At 58.3% G+C, this 18,000-nt stretch carries 15 protein-coding genes; 3 read left to right on the top strand and 12 right to left on the bottom strand.

The annotated features are described in order from the left end of the window. From FEZ59_RS22255 to FEZ59_RS22215, 9 genes are all read right to left on the bottom strand, one after another. Window positions 1–969: a GDP-L-fucose synthase gene (locus FEZ59_RS22255; RefSeq protein WP_019747431.1), complete on the bottom strand. Its 969-nt coding sequence runs from the start codon at window positions 967–969 to the stop codon at window positions 1–3. Then, the gene (gene gmd, locus FEZ59_RS22250) at window positions 966–1,997 is read right to left on the bottom strand and encodes a GDP-mannose 4,6-dehydratase (protein WP_172933229.1); all 1,032 of its coding nucleotides are present in this window, start codon (window positions 1,995–1,997) and stop codon (window positions 966–968) included. The genes FEZ59_RS22255 and gmd overlap by 4 nt, the downstream gene beginning before the upstream one ends. 100 nt (window positions 1,998–2,097) lie before the next feature. Next, entirely contained in the window at window positions 2,098–3,162 is a 1,065-nt protein-coding gene (locus FEZ59_RS22245; RefSeq protein ID WP_172933228.1) for a polysaccharide pyruvyl transferase family protein, read from the bottom strand. Next, the gene (locus tag FEZ59_RS22240) at window positions 3,155–4,366 is read right to left on the bottom strand and encodes an oligosaccharide flippase family protein (RefSeq protein ID WP_172933227.1); all 1,212 of its coding nucleotides are present in this window, start codon (window positions 4,364–4,366) and stop codon (window positions 3,155–3,157) included. Before FEZ59_RS22240 ends, FEZ59_RS22245 begins: the two co-directional genes overlap by 8 nt. Window positions 4,367–4,436: 70 nt before the next feature. Next, a complete protein-coding gene (locus tag FEZ59_RS22235) occupies window positions 4,437–4,976 on the bottom strand; it encodes a DapH/DapD/GlmU-related protein (protein WP_080910161.1) in 540 nt (179 codons plus the stop codon). Further along, entirely contained in the window at window positions 4,973–6,253 is a 1,281-nt protein-coding gene (locus tag FEZ59_RS22230) for a WcaI family glycosyltransferase (RefSeq protein ID WP_242459911.1), read from the bottom strand. Before FEZ59_RS22230 ends, FEZ59_RS22235 begins: the two co-directional genes overlap by 4 nt. 26 nt (window positions 6,254–6,279) lie before the next feature. Further along, a complete protein-coding gene (locus FEZ59_RS30140; protein ID WP_024487404.1) occupies window positions 6,280–6,618 on the bottom strand; it encodes a DapH/DapD/GlmU-related protein in 339 nt (112 codons plus the stop codon). Window positions 6,619–6,833: 215 nt separating this feature from the next. Then, on the bottom strand, window positions 6,834–7,991 hold the full coding sequence (locus FEZ59_RS30460) for a glycosyltransferase (RefSeq protein ID WP_157920623.1): 1,158 nt from the start codon (window positions 7,989–7,991) through the stop codon (window positions 6,834–6,836). 110 nt (window positions 7,992–8,101) lie between these two features. Then, window positions 8,102–9,598: a sugar transferase gene (locus FEZ59_RS22215; protein ID WP_202023107.1), complete on the bottom strand. Its 1,497-nt coding sequence runs from the start codon at window positions 9,596–9,598 to the stop codon at window positions 8,102–8,104. A gap of 874 nt (window positions 9,599–10,472) precedes the next feature. Here FEZ59_RS22215 and FEZ59_RS22210 point away from each other — a divergent pair. Both FEZ59_RS22210 and FEZ59_RS22205 read left to right on the top strand, forming a co-directional pair. Continuing rightward, on the top strand, window positions 10,473–11,939 hold the full coding sequence (locus tag FEZ59_RS22210) for a hypothetical protein (RefSeq protein ID WP_232816784.1): 1,467 nt from the start codon (window positions 10,473–10,475) through the stop codon (window positions 11,937–11,939). Beyond that, a complete protein-coding gene (locus FEZ59_RS22205; RefSeq protein WP_029254697.1) occupies window positions 11,933–13,384 on the top strand; it encodes a glycosyltransferase in 1,452 nt (483 codons plus the stop codon). Before FEZ59_RS22210 ends, FEZ59_RS22205 begins: the two co-directional genes overlap by 7 nt. 2 nt (window positions 13,385–13,386) lie before the next feature. On the opposite strand, the gene FEZ59_RS22200 is transcribed toward FEZ59_RS22205, so the two are convergent. After that, window positions 13,387–14,562, bottom strand: a complete 1,176-nt coding sequence (locus FEZ59_RS22200; protein WP_051636457.1) for an O-antigen ligase family protein — start codon at window positions 14,560–14,562, stop codon at window positions 13,387–13,389. 348 nt (window positions 14,563–14,910) lie between these two features. On the opposite strand from FEZ59_RS22200, the gene FEZ59_RS22195 reads away from it, so the two are divergent. Beyond that, window positions 14,911–15,234, top strand: coding sequence for a helix-turn-helix transcriptional regulator (locus FEZ59_RS22195; RefSeq protein WP_020968738.1), 324 nt, complete (start codon window positions 14,911–14,913; stop codon window positions 15,232–15,234). Window positions 15,235–15,333: 99 nt separating this feature from the next. Here the strand turns inward: FEZ59_RS22195 and FEZ59_RS22190 are convergent, their stop codons facing one another. Beyond that, entirely contained in the window at window positions 15,334–16,257 is a 924-nt protein-coding gene (locus tag FEZ59_RS22190) for a UTP--glucose-1-phosphate uridylyltransferase (protein ID WP_092764928.1), read from the bottom strand. Between the two features lie 571 nt (window positions 16,258–16,828). Continuing rightward, complete coding sequence (locus FEZ59_RS22185) at window positions 16,829–17,977, bottom strand: beta-mannosidase (protein ID WP_172933225.1); 1,149 nt, start codon at window positions 17,975–17,977, stop codon at window positions 16,829–16,831. Between the last annotated feature and the right edge of the window lie 23 nt (window positions 17,978–18,000).

Here is an 18,000-nt window from a genome sequence, read left to right as displayed (position 1 = left end):
TCATGTCCTGATCGAATCGACATTCTGTCGATACCACTCCACGGTCGATGCGATCCCCGCACGAAGATCAATCCTGGGCTGCCACCCCAAATCTCGAAGCTTCCCGATGTCAAGCAACTTCCGCGGCGTCCCGTCAGGTTTCGAGTGATCCCATTCGATCTCGCCGTCGAACCCGATCTCGTCCGCCACGATCGCGGAAATCTCCGCGATACTCTGGTCCTCGCCCGTACCAACATTGACGTGTTCTGCTCCGTCATAGTGGTCGAGCAAATGAAGGCAGGCATCCGCCATGTCGTCGACGTGGAGAAACTCGCGCCTCGGCGTCCCGCTGCCCCAGTTCACGACTGACGCAGCTCCATCACGGCGCGCGTCGTCGAAGCGCCTGATGAGGGCCGGCAGCACATGAGAGCCCTTGGCAGAGAAGTTGTCACCCGGGCCGTAGAGGTTCGTCGGCATCGCGGAGATCCACGGTCGCCCGAACTGCTTGCGAACAGCCTGTACCTGCAGGATTCCCGCGATCTTTGCGATGGCATAGGCATCGTTCGTCGGTTCCAGATGACCGGTCAGTAGATACTCTTCGCGAATCGGTTGAGGCGCGAATTTCGGGTAGATGCAGGATGATCCGAGGAATAGAAGGCGATCTACGTCGAATTCGGCCGCCGCGTCCATCACGTTCACCTGGATGCGAAGGTTGTCGGAGATGAAGTCCACCGGCAGTGTGCTGTTCGCCAGTATCCCGCCCACTCTGGCCGCCGCGAGGACCACGTTCTTCGGCCTCTCAGCGGCGAAGAATTCGAACACGGCACCGCGGTCGCGAAGATCGAGTTCGGCGGACGTGCGACCGACAAGGCGATTGAAACCGTCGGCTTCCAAACGACGCCAAATCGCTGAACCAACGAGTCCACGATGGCCCGCAACGTATACCGCGTCGCTCCGATCGAGGGACTTCTGCGTGTACTCCCCCGTCATCGAGCGTGCTCCCAATCCACCAGATTCGGACGGTCGATCCAGGGCTTGCCCTCACACGTCAGAGCCTCGATGTCCGCATCGACCATGATTCGAGCCAGCTCCGGGGTATGCACAGTCGCCTTCCAACCGAGCTTCTGCTCCGCCTTACCGGCATCTCCGATCAACGCATCTACTTCCGTCGGCCGCAGATAGCGCTCGTCGAAGCGCACGTGATCTTCCCAGTTCAGGCCGGCGTGCTCGAAGGCCACCGTCAGGAAATCCTTGACCGAGTAGTTACCGCCTGTCGCGAGCACGTAATCGTCCGGTTCGTCGACCTGAAGCATTCTCCACATACCCTCCACGTACTCCGGCGCATAGCCCCAGTCGCGGATTGCATCGAGATTGCCCATGTACAAATGGCTTTCCAGACCGGCCTTGATCCGCGCCACCGCTCGCGTGATCTTGCGAGTGACGAATGTTTCGCCTCGCCGGGGAGATTCGTGGTTGAACAGAATTCCGTTCACGGCAAAGATCCCGTACGCCTCGCGGTAGTTCTTGGTGATCCAGTACGAGTACACCTTCGCCGCACCGTACGGCGATCGCGGGTAGAAGGGAGTCTGCTCGTCTTGCGGAGGCGGTGTCGCACCGAACATCTCGGAACTGGACGCCTGGTAGAACCTGCATTCGAGACCAGCCATCCGGACTGCTTCGAGCAACCTGATCGACCCGATTCCCGTGGTGTCACCGGTATGTTCTGGCTCGTCGAAGCTCACCCGCACGTGGGACTGCGCTGCGAGGTTGTAGACCTCGTCCGGGCGTATCTGTGCGAGAAGAGTGACCAAACGCGCCCCGTCGCTGAGATCTCCGTAGTGAAGGAACAGTTTTGCATCCGGCGTGTGGGGATCCACATACATGTGATCGATTCGAGCTGTATTGAACGTGGACGACCTACGAATAAGTCCGTGGACCTCGTATCCCTTGCTCAACAACAGCTCGGCCAGGTATGAACCGTCTTGGCCTGTAATTCCGGTAATCAGTGCACGTTTCACTTGAAACTCCGTCCTCGAAGCAGATACTTGTCTGCGAGTAGTCATCGGCCGAATTGTGTTGTGTGGGAGTAACGAACCCACAACCAGAACTGAGAAACCCTCACGGCATTACTGCCCCCTTGATCCGCGATCTCAAATCCTCCAGTTCCGCGGCAGCGGAATCCATTCCGCGAGAGATACGGGTAGATTCGTCGTGCCCGAGATTCAAGCTGCCACCCGTCGCATCGTCCATCCAGGAGGCCTGCGGCGCGAGTACCGGTTCCAGCGAATCCCTCAGCTTCGGTACCGAACTGCTGCCCGCCATCACCGGTATCGATCCGCCTCGAGCGCTCAGGATCAAAACATGGAGGCGGTCACTGATGGTTACGGCAGCGCGCTCGTACAGGGCGCGGACAGCGGACTCCTGTTGCCGATGGGTCACGTCATCGTCCCATCCCACGTACTGAATACCCAGCGTTGCAGCAACTTCACGATTGTGGTTGTCGTCCTCGGCAACTTGGCAGCAGGCCACCAGATTCAAGCCGATTGCCTCGACCTGACTGTGGATCGACCGAAGAACCGCGTAGTTCACCGGTCGGTCATGCCGAAGTGAAAGCAAGGCTATTTCTCGGCTCGCAGATTCTCGGCCTGCAGACTTCGCTCCGTCGGATACGCCGGCCCGGAACGCGAGATCGGGATAGAACCGACTCTTGCCTCGCAGGTACTCACACGTCCTTTTGTCACGTGCCGCGTAGATGTCGGCTACGCCGACGAGGATCTTCTCGGGTACTGCCGCCATCGAGCTTCGCACCTCGATCGACCGTCCCAAAACGAGGACTCGTGTACCGAAAATGCGCAGCACCGCAAAGACTGTCACCAACAACGAGTGCTTGACGACGCTTGCTGCTGAAGCCCCCAGAACCGCCGGCCCAGGTGCCATCACGATCACTGCCCGCTTTCGGCGCACCGTATCGGACAAAATCGCTCGCCAGAAGCTGATACCCGAATCCATGACCTCGTCGGTTGGTTCCCAATCGAAGGCATCGACGTACTCCGCGCTCATACTGCCGGAAAAGACAACGGGTTTGAACCCCAGTTCACGCATGTAGTCGAGTGCTGTTCGCCGTATCTCGATGTCACCCAGATTGCCCTGAGCTGCTGCGATACTCATGAAGAACCTACGCATGGGGATCCCTCCTCATTGCAACGACAACGACACAGGTCAGCAATGCGGTTTGAAGTACATAGCTGAGCGAGAGCGACCACCCCGCTCCGAACGCCCCGTAACGGGGGGCAGCAAGCACGATTCCGACGAGGCAGATCAAGGTGCTCACAACCGTTATGTAGGAGACAATTTCAACTCTGCCCGTACCTTGCAGAATCGCATTCAATTGGGACGAGATCGCTGCGAAGATCAAACTGAAGCAGACGACCTGCATTACCGGTACCGCGTCTACGTACGCATCGCCCAAAATCGGTGGAACGAGCACAGGTATGGCAGCTGCGATCACACCGAAGATCACCGCGCTTGCGATGCATACGTACATCGCGGGTCGCAGAATACCCTGGGTGATTCGCCCGGTCGTCGAGCGCGCCGCCGCCGGCATGAGAACTGCCGCAAATGATGTGGGAATCAGCCGCAACGGCGTGGTGATACGACTCGTCACGCCGTAGATTCCGGAGACGGCCGGCGACGTGACAAGTCCAACCAGCAGTACGTCGAAGTTGCGCGTCTGAGTAGCAACGGAATTCAACCAGAAGTGCGAAGACTTGCCGATGATCGACTTGTACGAGCGTCTCGATCTCACACGAGTGATCGCCGGTCCGAGCCGAATGGCCACGAAGACAGCGATCATCGAAGAGAACGCGAGGCCCACGGAATACCAGAACACTGCGTCGACTCCTGCGAGCCAAGCCGCCGCAACAAAAACGAGAGCAAGTGCTCGCCGGAGGAGCAACGACACCGCGTTCTGCCAGGTATTCCCGTCAGCGAGTGGTAGCGAGAGCAGCGTCTCGACGTAATTGTCCAGAACAACCCAAGCTGTCAACGGCACTACGAACCAAAGCTTCGGCTCGAAGACCGCGGCTACCGCCGCGGTAAATGCCAGCAATGCACCAACGGCCAGGTTGGCGCGGCGCGAGAACTCCAAGGTCGACGCGATGAGGGGGTCCTGGTCACCCAACGCACGGATCCGAACCAGAAATGGGGTGAACCCGAAGTTCAGAATGGTCTGAAGCACCAGTCCGACACCATAAGCCGCAGCGAAGATTCCAAAGCCGGACGGACCAGAGATACGCGCGAGTAGGACCATACTCAGTGCCTGAATCAACGCACCGACAAGACGTCCGCCGGCGATTCCCGTGAACTGAACCACCAGGGGGTTCGTCATCACCTTCATGTTCCACCACCCGGGCACTCGAACGAGTGCGGAACCCCGGCGCAGCGCGGTCGTGCGCCCTTCATGGTCGTCCGATCGACGAAGCCGGGGCGCGGACGATCGAACTCGCCGGAACATCAGATGTAACAAGGCAATTTGCGCCGATAACCGAGTGGTCACCGACCGACGTGCCACGGAGAATTGTGGACCTGGCCGCAATCCACACTCCGTCGCCGATGACGATCGGTCCGTTGTCGAACTCGAAAGTCCGTGACTTTCTGCTGTGACTGCCCGCGCACAGAAAGACGTCCTGCGAGACACAACTGTTCGACCCGATACTCACCGGTTCGAGATTGAGGATCCATGCTCCCTCACCCACCCAAGTGTTATCACCGATCGACAGTTTCCACGGCCAATGGATCTTCACGCCGTGCCGAATCAGGACTGCATCACCGATCTGAGCGCCGAACAGTCTGAGAATGGCAACTCGTATGCGCGCCGGCACGAACCAGGCCCGGAACAGTGGTGCCACCGCGAGCCAGGCGACCTGCACTGATGCCGGACGTCCCTTGTCGTATCCTGCCCCGGTGAATTCACCGAGGGAGAGCTGCGGGTGTGTCATCGCGCTCGGGCTTGCGTCGGTCGAGTCGGCAAACTGTCTCGATTGATGAGTCCGTCGAAGAGGTCACCGAACGCCGTGGTGGCAGAGCCGGGAGACAAGGTTTCGTGCACGTACTCCCCCCCGTTTCGCGCGAGTTGAGCGGCACGGACGGGGTCGGATACCAGCATCTCTATTTCACGTACCAATGCTTCCGGATTTCCGGCGTCAACACGTACTCCCGCCCCGGACAGGGCGATCTCCTCGCCGGAGGCACTGTCCGAAGACGTAGCCGCGACGACGGGTACCCCTGATGCGAAATACGATGTGAGTTTGCTCGGAACGGCCATACTGCGAAGATCGGCCAACTCGTTGAGAAGTAATGCGTCCGCTGCTCGCAGCACATCGGTGAAGTCCTCGCCGCCAACAGGATCCATGAATTCGATCCCGGTGCATCCCTCGGACAGCGCTTCGAGATGGGCCCGCTGATTCCCATCCCCCATCAGCACGAATTTGATGTCGGACTGCCGCGGCCCAAGTAAACGCGCGGCGTCCACCACGTTCTCGAGCCCTTGCTTGGCACCCATATTGCCGGCATGCAGAACTATCTTCTGTTCCGGCCCCCAGCCCAATCGATTTCGCGAATCTTCTCGGGTGCAGGCAGACTGGGAGAGATCCAGGTGGGTCCAGTTCCTGATGACTGTGACGCTGCTCGAGTCGACTCCGAGGTTGTCCTGAGCATGCTTCGCGAACCGCGGATGGATCACGACGACGTGATCGGACTTTCGCAAGATCCAGGATTCGGCTCGATCGACGAGAGACGACAGGCCTCCGCTCAGCTGACCGGTCTCGGACGCGCCCAGTCCGTAGAAGTCCTGCACCCACAGCACCACGGGTGTGCGCGACCGAAGGAGCCTGGTCCTGATGACAAATGCCGCCGAGGACAAAAGTGTAGGACTTAAACACAGTATGAGGTCTGCTCGATGGAAAAGAGTCGCCCAGGTCGCTCTCAAAGCGAAACTTGCCTCCATCAGAATTCTTCGCAGGAAGCTGGGATTCCGAGGGATGTAATGACGAAGTCTTTGAACCGTCAGATTTTCCGACTGCTCTACGGAGGACAGACCTGAGAAGCCATCCATCTTTCGCCAGTATGGATAGTGCGGATACCCTGTCACTACCCTGACGTCAGCACCGGCATCCGCTATCGCATTTGCCAAACCCTCCGTGTACGGAGCGATACCGGTTGGCTCAGGAGAATAGTTGATTCCCACGATCAGGATTTTATTTCCCTGATTATCCATCGTGCTCATTTCCCTTTTCAGCTAACTCAGGACGGCAGTCCGTGCACAGCTTGCAGGTGTGCACTTCTCTGCGTGTCACTCTCGAATCGTTCGGCGACTTTCCGTGCCGGAACTCCGACATTCACCGAGAAACTCTCGACGTCGTTCGTCACGACCGAACCGGCTCCGATAACCGCACCGTCACCGATCTTCACACCGCTCAATATCACCGAACAGGCGCCTATCCATACGTCTGTTCCAATTTCGACAGAATCGCGGGCACCAGGCTGACGGTCCCCCACCCACGTCGACGCGAGCATCGGAATACCCACCTCGTCGATCGCGTGGTCTTCGCGCCCCACGATGTAGACGTTCATTCCGATCATGACGTGGGATCCGATGGAGCCGTCTACCTGAATAACGGTTCGGGGTCCGACACTGACATTATCGCCGATATTCAGTCGGTGAGGCGCACTGATGATAGCTCCACGGCCGGCGTTGAAGTCGCGCCCTACTGAAACATTCCCGTTCGATATTGCGAGTCCATTCATAATTCCGCGAAGGGCTCGCCTGACACCTGACGGTAGGCGTGATCGGTTGCTCATCGTACGACCATCTCCTTGGGCCATCCCTCATTGTCGAATTCGACGACCTGACCTCGCAACGCAGCAGAGATCCCCGATGCCATGGTTTCGGCGGAATAGAGATCCCCGACCTTCGCTGAAACTTCCTCCGCTGGAACGGGATTGGAGACAAGATGCAGGAAGTAGTCTCGCAGCGCCGCAGCCAGCGACTCCTCGGTTGTCGGTGAGTAACTCTGCATAGGACCGACAGCAGCAAGTTCGATCTCGGGGGCGTGCGGGGCGTCCTCGGGGTACAGCATCGGGACTCCGAATCCCAAACTCTGAGTGACACTCAACCCGACGTATCCGGGAGAGATCGACATGATTGAGCGTGCGTAGATTTCAGCAAGTTCGATCGGACTTTCAATGCGACCGTGTACCACAACGGACTCTTCCAGACCTAAATCGAGAATTTGCCGTTCTATCGTTTCCACCGCATTGCCGAAACCCACGATTTCCAACACGGCACCCTCGTCTACGAGGCCCGATCGGTGGAAAGCTGGAACCAATTGATCGACGTTCTTCTCGGCAACCAATCGGCCGACATAGACAATTGATCTACGCGATTCGCCGATGTTACCAGCGTTGATGTCAGCGCGTTTGTACAAAGAATTGGGTGCAACCCAAACTGGTTGGCCTGGAACCTCGAGCTTGGCTGGGACCACACTGGCGTACCCGTAAAGAATGGTCCCCTGAGACAAGCGGCGCATCGTTCGCCGAAGGAAAGCCGTCTTCGACGAAGAACCTTGCCTGGGATGCAAATGGCCCCAAAGAAGAGTACGTCGACGCGCTATTCGTCGAAGGACCAAAATACTCCACGATGTGAGACTACGGGGATTCAAATCCAGGATAGTCACGGACGCGGAAAGCGGATTTTTCCAAGAACCCACCTGAAGAAGAACCTTGTCACCGAAGATTCCGATCCGTCGAACGCGGTCGTAGAAATCCTTGTCGATGCCAGTTCGCACCGTGGAATCCAGCCCGTAGTCCGAAGCGAGAATATCGAGATTTCCTTCTTCCATCTCACGCAACACCTCGATGCACGGATTCCGATAGGTTGGAATCACCGCCAAATACATCGAGTATTTTGTTGATGACATCGAGCCTGCTCCCCCAAAGTTCTCATCGAGCACCACCGATTGGCCAGTGTGCATTGCGCAGTTCCCTTACTTCGGATCCCAGGCAGAGTTCGCCGGGAATGGCGAATCGGATTCGCGATACGAATACGAAAGACTGACTGAACGGATCAGTATGCGCCGTCACTAGCCATTACGGCTTTGAGCGTCTTCACGACGATCATCACGTCCCCGACCATCGACCAGTTGTCGACATAGGACAGATCCAGCCGAACGGTTTCTTCCCACGAAAGATCCGAGCGCCCGCTCACCTGCCACAAACCGGTGATACCCGGTTTGACCAGCAGTCGCCTTTTGACGGCCCCGTCGTATGCCTCTACCTCACGCCTCAACGGCGGTCTCGGGCCAACTACGCTCATCTCGCGACGGAGCACATTGACGAACTGAGGCAACTCGTCAATCGAAAACTTTCGAATGACGCGCCCCACCTTGGTAACCCGAGGATCGTCACGCATCTTGAACAGGACGCCGGCGCCCTCGTTATCCGACAGCAGGCTGTCGACCTGCGTATCTGCGTTCTGAACCATCGATCGGAACTTCAGCATCGGAAAGGGAACCCCGTCCAATCCCATTCGCTCCGACCGATAGAGCACAGGACCCCGACTGGTGAACTTGACTGCCAAGGCCGTCACGATCAAAACGGGACTGATCAAAATGAGAATGACAGATGCGAAAACGACGTCGAAGGCTGTCTTGGCGAACCGTTGAGCACCATGGTATCGCGGACGTTCGACGTGAATCAGTGGAAGGCCCGCCACCGGCCGCATCGACAGTCGCGGACCGGAAACATCCAGGATTCCCGGTGCCACAACAAGATCGACGTCCTTACACTCCAGATCCCAGGCCAGTTTCCGCATACCGTCGTAGCCGAGGTGTTCCGTCGCCGTAACCGCCACCGCATCGGCACCGACCAAATCGAGTGCGTCGGTCACGTCGTGCTCGTCGCCTAGGACCGGTATTTCGTTGCCGTCGACCACTATGACTCTGTCGCGACGTCCTAGTTGACTGGGTTGGCAGACGCCCACTACCCGGTACCCGTCACCGGGAGCTCGTTCGAAGGTCTGGGCCATTTTCTTGACTGCAACCGGGCTTCCCACGACCAAGACGGACGTCTGAAAATCGCCGCGAGACCGCTTCCGCGCGATCACCTTTCGCCAGATCCAGCGGCTCGCCATCAGTGCGGTCAGACCGACCGGAAATGCGAAGGCCAGATAGAGCCGTGCGATGTCCAACTGCAACAGCAAGCTGACAATCGCAATGAGACCGAAGAGGCGAACTGTCGCGACGAAGATTCGTCTGTACTCCTCGGGGCCGCTGCCGATCACACGAATCGAGCGAGTGCGGAAGATCCCCAAAGACGATAACCACATCGCCGCCAATGCAATTGACACACCGGTGTAGCTGAGTTGCCCGAGGATTCCGGGGCTTACCGCACGGCCGTCTCCGCCGAATCGTAGCCATTGAGCCAGAAAAACCGTCGCCACGATGATCACCGAATCGCCCAGGAACAGCCTTCTGCGGTATGCCGTTTCCCATTCCCTCCGAGAAGTCGATCCGCGGCGGAGGTCGGGCACTGCGCGGGGAAGCGTGTGCTTGGTCTTGCCCAGTGTGGACACGTCGAGCGCCGTCACGTGATCAGTCCCTTCCTCATTCGTGGAATCCGTGTGTCGTTGAATCCGTGTGTCGTTGACAGGTGTTGAGCGTGATTCACCAGATTTGAGCAATCCACTGGAACAGCAAATTGCTCGCTTCGATCCGAGGAGTGCAATTGTTCGAGAATCGGAACGCTCTCACGCTCCGATTGGATTACATTGCAGCACTGTCCGAGCGCAGGATCAAACGCAAAGTCATCCCAGTTCAGGCCTGTAGCCGCCCACACCCCCACCTATTCCAATATGGCCGCAGCGCAAGCGCTTTGCCTCTCGCCCTTCCGCGGCGGATCGACTGGAACAACTGGACGAGAGATCGATTCAGAAGCAACTATCGCGTTACTTCAACGAAAGTGCGGCAAACGGGAGGACCTTACTCGCCAGTAGGCGGTTGCCAAAGGGCACCGCATTACCGATACCGCCTGAACAGAGGATCATTTCCATTGGTAACCAACGCTATGACTTTCGCCGACAGAAGGTGCCTGCGCCGTTGGGGACCTACGTCCCCGACAGGGATCTTGGTCCCTATTGCCGTTTCGATGTGCAATTCGAAGGCGAATAGCACTACAGCCCTTGCTGATACAGGCATCAACATCAGAACAAGAACAGGTCGCTCGTCCAGTTCGCAACTAACCGGCCCCGAAAAGAAATTTTTCCTTCGTCTCAATATGTGAGATTCTTACCCGGCTTCGGCCATTCCGCATCGGCCGGTGTGCGGATTCGCACCTTGCGATCGATCACGTAAGGTCGACAAAAGTCGGGTTCGCTGACACAACCTCGCTGCAGCCGACACGGCCGGAGTAGACGACCAGTTCGAATAGGACTACATATCTTGAAGATTCGCGACCTACGCACGCAGTCGGGAATTATCCCCCGCCTCACAGTACGTTGGCTGATGATTGCAGCCGCGACAATCTTTGCTTTCTGGCCTACCTGGACCAATTTGTGGAGGAGCACCGCGAGCGGTACCGCCATCGGATACGTTTTTGTCCTCCCCTTGCTCTGCCTGATAGCCGCCGTCGGAACAGATTTGCGGCGAGGCCCGGACCTTCCGATCCACGACCGCGAGACGGACAAGATTGTCGGCGGTATCGGCTTACTTGTCTCTCTGGGTTTACAGGCACTCCTCATGCCACGTTTTGCCGAGAACTATGAACTGATGCATATCGATGTAATCGCGGCTTGGGTATTCGTCTGGAGCGCAGCGGTTCTCATGTTCGGGCTGCGTCCGGTGAACCGCTACTGGGCAATCTGGGTTGTTCCGATCGTCCTGGCGCCGCTCATCTACCGCACGCTGGCGACTGAACTCGGCGGCACTCGATTCGACTACAGCATCATCATGGTGCTGGTCGCTTCGGCCGCAACGACGATCGCCGTCAGTAGGACCTGGAGACGAGGATTCGCCGGGTTCGTCGGCTCGTCCGTCCTGGGTGCCGCCTTGGTCTACTATCTCTCCCGTCAGTACCCGACTGCACCCTTGTTCAGCATCCAGCTGCTACCAGCACTAGGTAGCGCTTTACTGGTAGGCGGGTTCTTCTACCTGTACGAGCGACGTGGAAGGTCATGGAAGCCGTTCGAGCGCCCGCTCCGGAATCCTTCGACGTCGACCAGCAACTGGACGATCCTGGTGGTGTTCGCCGCGGCGATCGTGATGTTCTTTACGCCGGTGCCCACCGCTCAGGGCGTTCCGGTCTCGGTAGGCCCGCCGGCGACTGCTGATCCACGCCTCATCGTCCCCGCTGGTTGGCGTGAAATCTCGACCAACGAATACGATTGGCCGAGAAAATACTTCGGTTCCACTTCGGCACTCACTCGCCAGACGATTCGTGCTGATACGCCCAATCCTGCCTGGGACACCCAGATGCGCCCACGCACTGTCCAAATGGACGTTGTTCAAGTGCGTCGCCCGTCTACTCTGTCTGTCTATCCGAGCAATACAACTTATGATCTCCAGAACGCACGTGTCAGCCCCACCGTACGAGTCGAGTTGAGTCGTGGAGTCGTCGCGGAAATGTACACAGTTGTCGACGACTCCCTCCTACTCACCTGGAGCAACCTCAATTTCGTGTGGACACGCGGCGACGGTGCCGCACAACGCGTCACACTCTTGACAGTGGACAATCATGAACCGAATGCCTTGTTCCCCGAACCGAAACCATCAATGGCTTCGAATGGAAGCAACACCTTGGCCGTTCTACTCAGAGGCCGGATATCGACTGTGGACAGCGAATCTCAGTACAAGGATCTAGGTATGCTCCAGTCACTCGGAAGGCTCGTCGTGGAGGCACAGAAGTGGTAGATCCCGATCTCTCGGTTGAGGGCGAAAGCTCCGAAGAATTCAAACGAGCCGCACTCCACGACGCTGTGAACGGACTGCGTGAACGCAAACCGATTTCATCGGCATCAGTTGCGTTCTATCCGTGGCAGCGCAACATCCTGCTCCTGATTCTCGTGATCACCATGGTGTGTCTGGTCTTCTTCCTTACTCCCACGCTGATCGTTCTCACATTGGCGTGCACTCTCGGTTACGTGTGGGCGATGGTTGATCGACTCGTGCTGTTCACAAGAGGTTTGGATGCTTCCTCGATCATGACGATCAGCGATCAAGAGGCAAGCTCGCTTTCGGACGAAGAACTCCCGCACTACACAATCCTTGTTCCGGCATACAACGAGCCGGAAGTAGTCGGAGACCTGATTTCCGCTATGCGCGCGATCGACTACCCCTCGGACAAATTGCAGGTGCTCTTGCTCCTCGAAGAGGATGACACTGTCACTATCGAAGCTGCGACTGCCGCCGGAGTCGATGCTGTGGTGAGTATCTTGAAGGTCCCTGCTGCAGATCCGCGCACCAAACCCAAAGCCTGTAACTACGGATTGCACTTCTCTACGGGCGAGATAATCACCATCTACGACGCCGAGGACTCTCCGGATCCGCTCCAGTTACGTCGTGTGGTAGCAACTTTCGCAAAACTTCCATCGAATACTGCGTGCGTTCAGGCGAAACTCGCATTTCACAACGGAACTCAGAATTTGTTGACCGCATGGTTCACGGCCGACTACGCCCTCTGGTTCAATTTCATCCTCCCTGGGCTGATGCGCAGTCAGTCACCGATTCCTTTGGGGGGCACGTCCAATCACCTTCGGCGAAGTGTGCTCGACGAGATCGGCGCCTGGGATCCCTTCAACGTCACGGAGGACGCAGATCTCGGAGTTCGCATCGCCGAGAGCGGCTACCGGACCGCTGTTCTGAACTCGACGACGCTGGAGGAGGCCAACAGCGACACGATCAACTGGATCCGACAACGCTCACGCTGGTACAAGGGCTACCTGCAGACTTGGCTGGTTCACATGCGTCAACCCGTGAAACTGTGGCGCGGACTCGGCACGGTCGGATTTCTACGCTTCACGATCTTGATGGCGGGTACACCCGTCGTGGCGACGCTGAACATGGCATTCTGGCTGATCAGTCTCGGATGGATCCTCGGCCAGCCTGAGGTCATCCACGACGTATTTCCCAACTACGTCTACTTTCCGGCACTCGTGTCACTCGTCTTCGGTAACGCTGCAGTCCTTTACATGAACTTGGTGGCGTGCCGCGAGACGCGGAATCCCATGCTGCTGATTGCCTGCCTCACCGCTCCGCTCTACTGGGTACTGATGAGCATCGCAGCCATAAAGGGCACCTATCAGTTGATACGCAATCCGTCGTACTGGGAGAAAACCTTCCACGGACTGAACACGTAGCCTCAGTTCCCGATCGGAGATTGTTGCGCCGGTTGAGCTTTGGAGCTCGCGGTCCGATCGCTGTCGGTCGAAAGACACGCAAACGCGAGTACGACCGGTAGCCAGTAGTATGCCTGCTCGAAAAATGCCGATGTCAGAGCGAACGTCATCATCGAGACCAGAACGCCGGCCGCGGCGGCGTTCTTGCCGGACTTCATCGATCTGAACGCAACCAATGCCGACGCGCAGATGATCAGTGCCACAGCCAGGGCAAGCACCACCCCGCCTTGGTACCAGGATCGTAGAAACACATTGTGGACGACTGTGACGTTGTCGAACGAGGCCGCATTGGCCGCGTTCAAACCCACCCCGGACAGCGGATGCGCACGAATAGCGTCCCAAGCGAATCCGTAAGTATCGTTACGGATCTCTAGAGTGCTGACGGCCTTGGTCTGCCCTGTGACCTGAAGGTATCGATCGGCCGGCGTCTCAAGGTGCTTTCCGAACTCGGTGTAGGTGATTGCGATCCAGAAGAGGACGGAGGCACCGACAAAACTCTTGACGATGGTGGCGATCTTCACTCGCGAAGAAATCGCCACCACGATCAATCCGATCGCGCACGCCGACAACGAACTCAAGCTACCGGTTGCCAGCAGTCCCACCGCGTTCACAATCGAGATCAGCACCAGAACGACCCGATTTCCGACCTTTTGCACTGCAGCCCCCAGGCACAGAATCAGCGCAAGTGAGGACATGATGCCCAGAACGTTCGGGTGACCTGCCAGACCTGGAGCACGACCGTTCACAACACCGAAACCGAAGACGGATGAACCTGCCAATTGGATAGCGGCGACCAGAGCAGAAACCGATTGGCTTGCTATGAACGCAATACATACACGCCTGACAAATTCCGGATCGCGCCGGACATTGGCGACCATCACAAATATTCCGAGCCCGAGAACAATGAAGAGTTGGATTCCAACGTAGAGATTTCCGGTGACGTCACTGCCACGCGTTGCTGTTACCGTGGCGACAAGAGCGGCGTAGCCGGCGATCAACCAGACGCCGACAAACTGCGGCCGAGCAACTCGTCCCAGTGCTACTGACGCCACGATGACCGCAAGCACTGCCATCGCCCACAACTGCGTGACGGCGCCGGGCAACGAGCGGTATATCGGAACTACGACCGCGATCGCCATCCAGACGGCGGTAGTCGGCGACAAAGGAATTCTGCCTGTTCGCCCTGCCGTCGGAGCGGCATCATCCCGAAGGCCTTCAGGTCTGATTTGACTCGGCGTTGTCATTGAGTTCCTGCTTCCGACAATCGAATTTTATGCATTTCACCCTCAATTTCACCCTTCGCCAACGCCGGGCTGAATAATCCCCGCTCAGCGCAGAAGTCAGCCTCAGTCGGCGACGTCGCGTAACTGCAAATAAGCGAATCGTCGACGTAAAACTTTGCCACGACATGGCAGATATCCAATTGTCCTCGACTCGTGGCCGAAAGGAAGTGGCATATACCTCTCGGCTCAGGCAATATGACCGCTATGAGTGGTTTCTCCGCATGGGTCGAGAATCAACTGGAACTTCGCTCGTTCGGCGACATCCAGGAAGCTGCGCGTGCGCTGAAGATTCGACCTTCCGAGCTGAGTCGATGGCTGTCGGCCAAGCGCCCTCCCACGCAGGACACGATGCGGACGGCATGTCAGGTCTTCGACGCTCCGATCATGGAGGTCCTCGTAGCCGCCGGTTATCTGACCTCTGAGGAGGCGGAGCCTGGAACGACTCCACCGTCGGTCGTCGCGACGATTGCGACACAGTCCCTGGTGGACGAACTCACCCGACGCGGTATCGACAAACGCAGCGAATGAATCCGGGCTACCGACATTCACATACGCACTAACCGAAAATGGTGCGGATTCTCTTGCACCAAAACATATTCCGATCTCAGCTGTCATGGACGGCATTCTTCAGTACGTCAACTGCGGATCCGGCTGATCCAATCGTTCCTTGAGCCAGACTCGCAACTCCGGACCGTACTCGGTGCGACTGAGCGCATGGTCGAGAGATGCTCGCAGAAAGCCTCCCGGGTTACCCAGATCGTGGCGGGTTCCGTGATGGACGACGACGTGAACCGGATGCCCCTCCGCGATCAACAGCGCTATCGCATCCGTCAGCTGCAGCTCACCACCTTGCCCAGGCAAGATTCGCCGGAGCGCATCGAACACGGCGCGATCGAGCAGATAGCGTCCGGCTGCGGCGAGGGTGGACGGAGCATCCGCCGGGTCCGGCTTCTCCACCATGCCGACGACCGAGAGCACATCGGGGTCATCGCCTTCCTCAGGCGCTTGGACGTCGAATACTCCGTACGCACCCACACGATCGGGCGCGACGTCGAACGCGCACAGCACAGAACCACCACGCTCGGCACGGACCTTCGCCATAGCGTCGAGAACGCCGCAGGGGTGAACCAGGTCGTCGGGAAGCAGCACCGCGAACGAGTCCTCGTCGGCATCCAACACCGACTCGACAAGACCGACGGCATGACCCAAGCCGAGCGGGGTTTCTTGGACGACAGGCTTCACCGATATGAGGCCAGGTGCTCGACGCACACGCTCGAGCAGATGGTGCTTTCCACTCGCGGCGAGCTTGCCCTCGAGCACCAGGTCCTCGACGAAGTGACCGATCACCGATGCCTTGCCTGGCGCGGTGACGATCACCAAGCGTTCTGCACCGGCCTGAGCCGCTTCGCTGGCAACCAGTTCTATCCCGGGCGTATCCACGACGGGGAGTAGCTCTTTCGGGATCGTCTTGGTGGCCGGAAGGAAGCGGGTCCCCATCCCGGCAGCCGGTACCACCGCAGTCCTGAAAGGCCGTTCAGAGTATCCAGTCATCGTTCACCTCTCCGCTCACGCGATGCTCCACACACTTACCGTTACGCGCATGCAGCGGTCGTCCCCTCATTTCGACGACCGAAAGCTCACATCGCATGTACAGCCTGCGCACAAGGTCTACCGGGCAGCCGATGCCGTCGCAAGTCGACTCGAACTCGGAATTCGTTGCGCGCGAGAGCTACACACCACCCCACATTGTCACTTCCGCGAGGGCCGCACCGAACTCCGCTCACTACCCGTTACCGCGGCGAACGGTCGTGCCCGCATTTCGACGTCAATCGGAAAGGGACTGCTCTGTCAACCAAAGGGGCAGGTACAGCGCAACTTCCGTTGCCGGCGTCTCGATTGGACCGTCCTCGCACAACCGGACGTAGGTCCTGCGGGTGCCACGTCGATAGTCCTGCTTGGTCCCGCGGGCCTTCAAGTTCGGTTATCCGCAGGTGAATGCCACTGAATACCATTGGATGCAAACGAAATACGGTCATCACGTCACAACGCCAGGTTCAGGTTGTTATCAGATCGTGACCATACTCCCACTGGGCGGAACTCCTAGTGGACTACCAGCAGTGTCCTAACTTGCCAGTGAAGCGATCACGTCGAAGAGTGGATCGTCGGGCCCGATGTCCATTGTGCACTCGTTCGGCCGCGGATCCGGTACGAAGGCCCACAGGAGAGCTCCGGCCGTGCCGGCCGCCTTCTGCCCCGTCAGCTTCGTCTCGATATTCGTGGCTCGGGTTGCCAATGATTCACAACTGCCCGCCAATTCGCCTGTCTCAGCGACCAACAACGGCTTCGAGACGTTCTTGGCCTGTTCGATGCGACGCGCCAGTCCGTTCCACTGGTCGCCCGGAAGCGGAACCCCGTCTGCTCCGTAGTCGTGATACTGCAGAATGTCGACGAAGTCGGACTCGCTCACGTATTGGTAGTCGTCACCAGCAGTGCCGCACTGACCGCCCCCGACGTATCCGGCCGTGATCAGGGTGTTCGGATCGATCGCCCGAAGTTCGGCGCCTGCCGTGTCGAAGAACTCCCGCAACACCTGCGCGGAATCAGACGGGCACGTTCTTGTCCACCAATTGCAGGCGGCGTCGGTACACAGGCTCGGTTCCGGCTCCCCCACCAATTCCCACGCCGCGACGGAAGGCTCGTTCTTCCAACGGTCGACGGCGGTGTGCATCCAATCCTGAAAGCTCATGGTGGCTCGACCTGGGATCAGGTTCGCAACCTTCCAGTCGTCGGTGTACCAGTCCCTGGATTTGAACAGCCCGTCATCACACCCGCTGTCCTGTGGTGAGAGCACCGGAATCGTGAACTGGTTGTGTCGCGCCGCAGCGTCGAACACCGCGTCCATCGGTCCGAAATCCATCTCCCCGGACACCTTGTTCACCGCGAGCGCTTGGAAGGCGTTGAAACGCGTGACGGAATTCGGTGGCAGAGAACCGAAGTAGGCATCGAGATCGACCATCGCGCCACAGCCGAAGTTCACCGACCAATCAGTGGCCAGTTGATAAGCATTGAGCCCGGTGGGCCACCACGGCTGTCCGTCGAGTGTCAGTCCGCTCGACGACGCTCCGACCCGAACCGTCTTGGGCGAATCGGCAACCACCGGCGTCGTGAACATTCCTGTCACGACCGCGACGGTTGCAAAGCTGACTACAGCGGCAGCGATACGGCGACGCACTGTGCCACGCACACGCGGACGCGCTTCTTCAGAAGACATCTACAACCATCCACGTCATACGG

Origin of the sequence: Rhodococcus sp. MS13 (genome assembly GCF_013277835.1) — a bacterium.
GTDB lineage: Bacteria > Actinomycetota > Actinomycetes > Mycobacteriales > Mycobacteriaceae > Rhodococcus_F > Rhodococcus_F erythropolis.
Note: the sequence above shows the minus strand (reverse complement) of the source record. Positions and strands in the feature narration are given on the sequence as shown.

Coding starts and splice junctions, on each gene's coding strand:
- FEZ59_RS22255 (WP_019747431.1), bottom strand. CDS start 969: ATGACGGGGGAGTACACGCAGAAGTCCCTCGATCGGAGCGACGCGGTA.
- FEZ59_RS22245 (WP_172933228.1), bottom strand. CDS start 3,162: ATGCGTAGGTTCTTCATGAGTATCGCAGCAGCTCAGGGCAATCTGGGT.
- FEZ59_RS22240 (WP_172933227.1), bottom strand. CDS start 4,366: ATGACGAACCCCCTGGTGGTTCAGTTCACGGGAATCGCCGGCGGACGT.
- FEZ59_RS22235 (WP_080910161.1), bottom strand. CDS start 4,976: ATGACACACCCGCAGCTCTCCCTCGGTGAATTCACCGGGGCAGGATAC.
- FEZ59_RS22230 (WP_242459911.1), bottom strand. CDS start 6,253: ATGGATAATCAGGGAAATAAAATCCTGATCGTGGGAATCAACTATTCT.
- FEZ59_RS30140 (WP_024487404.1), bottom strand. CDS start 6,618: ATGATCGGAATGAACGTCTACATCGTGGGGCGCGAAGACCACGCGATC.
- FEZ59_RS22200 (WP_051636457.1), bottom strand. CDS start 14,562: ATGGCGATCGCGGTCGTAGTTCCGATATACCGCTCGTTGCCCGGCGCC.
- FEZ59_RS22195 (WP_020968738.1), top strand. CDS start 14,911: ATGAGTGGTTTCTCCGCATGGGTCGAGAATCAACTGGAACTTCGCTCG.
- FEZ59_RS22190 (WP_092764928.1), bottom strand. CDS start 16,257: ATGACTGGATACTCTGAACGGCCTTTCAGGACTGCGGTGGTACCGGCT.
- FEZ59_RS22185 (WP_172933225.1), bottom strand. CDS start 17,977: ATGTCTTCTGAAGAAGCGCGTCCGCGTGTGCGTGGCACAGTGCGTCGC.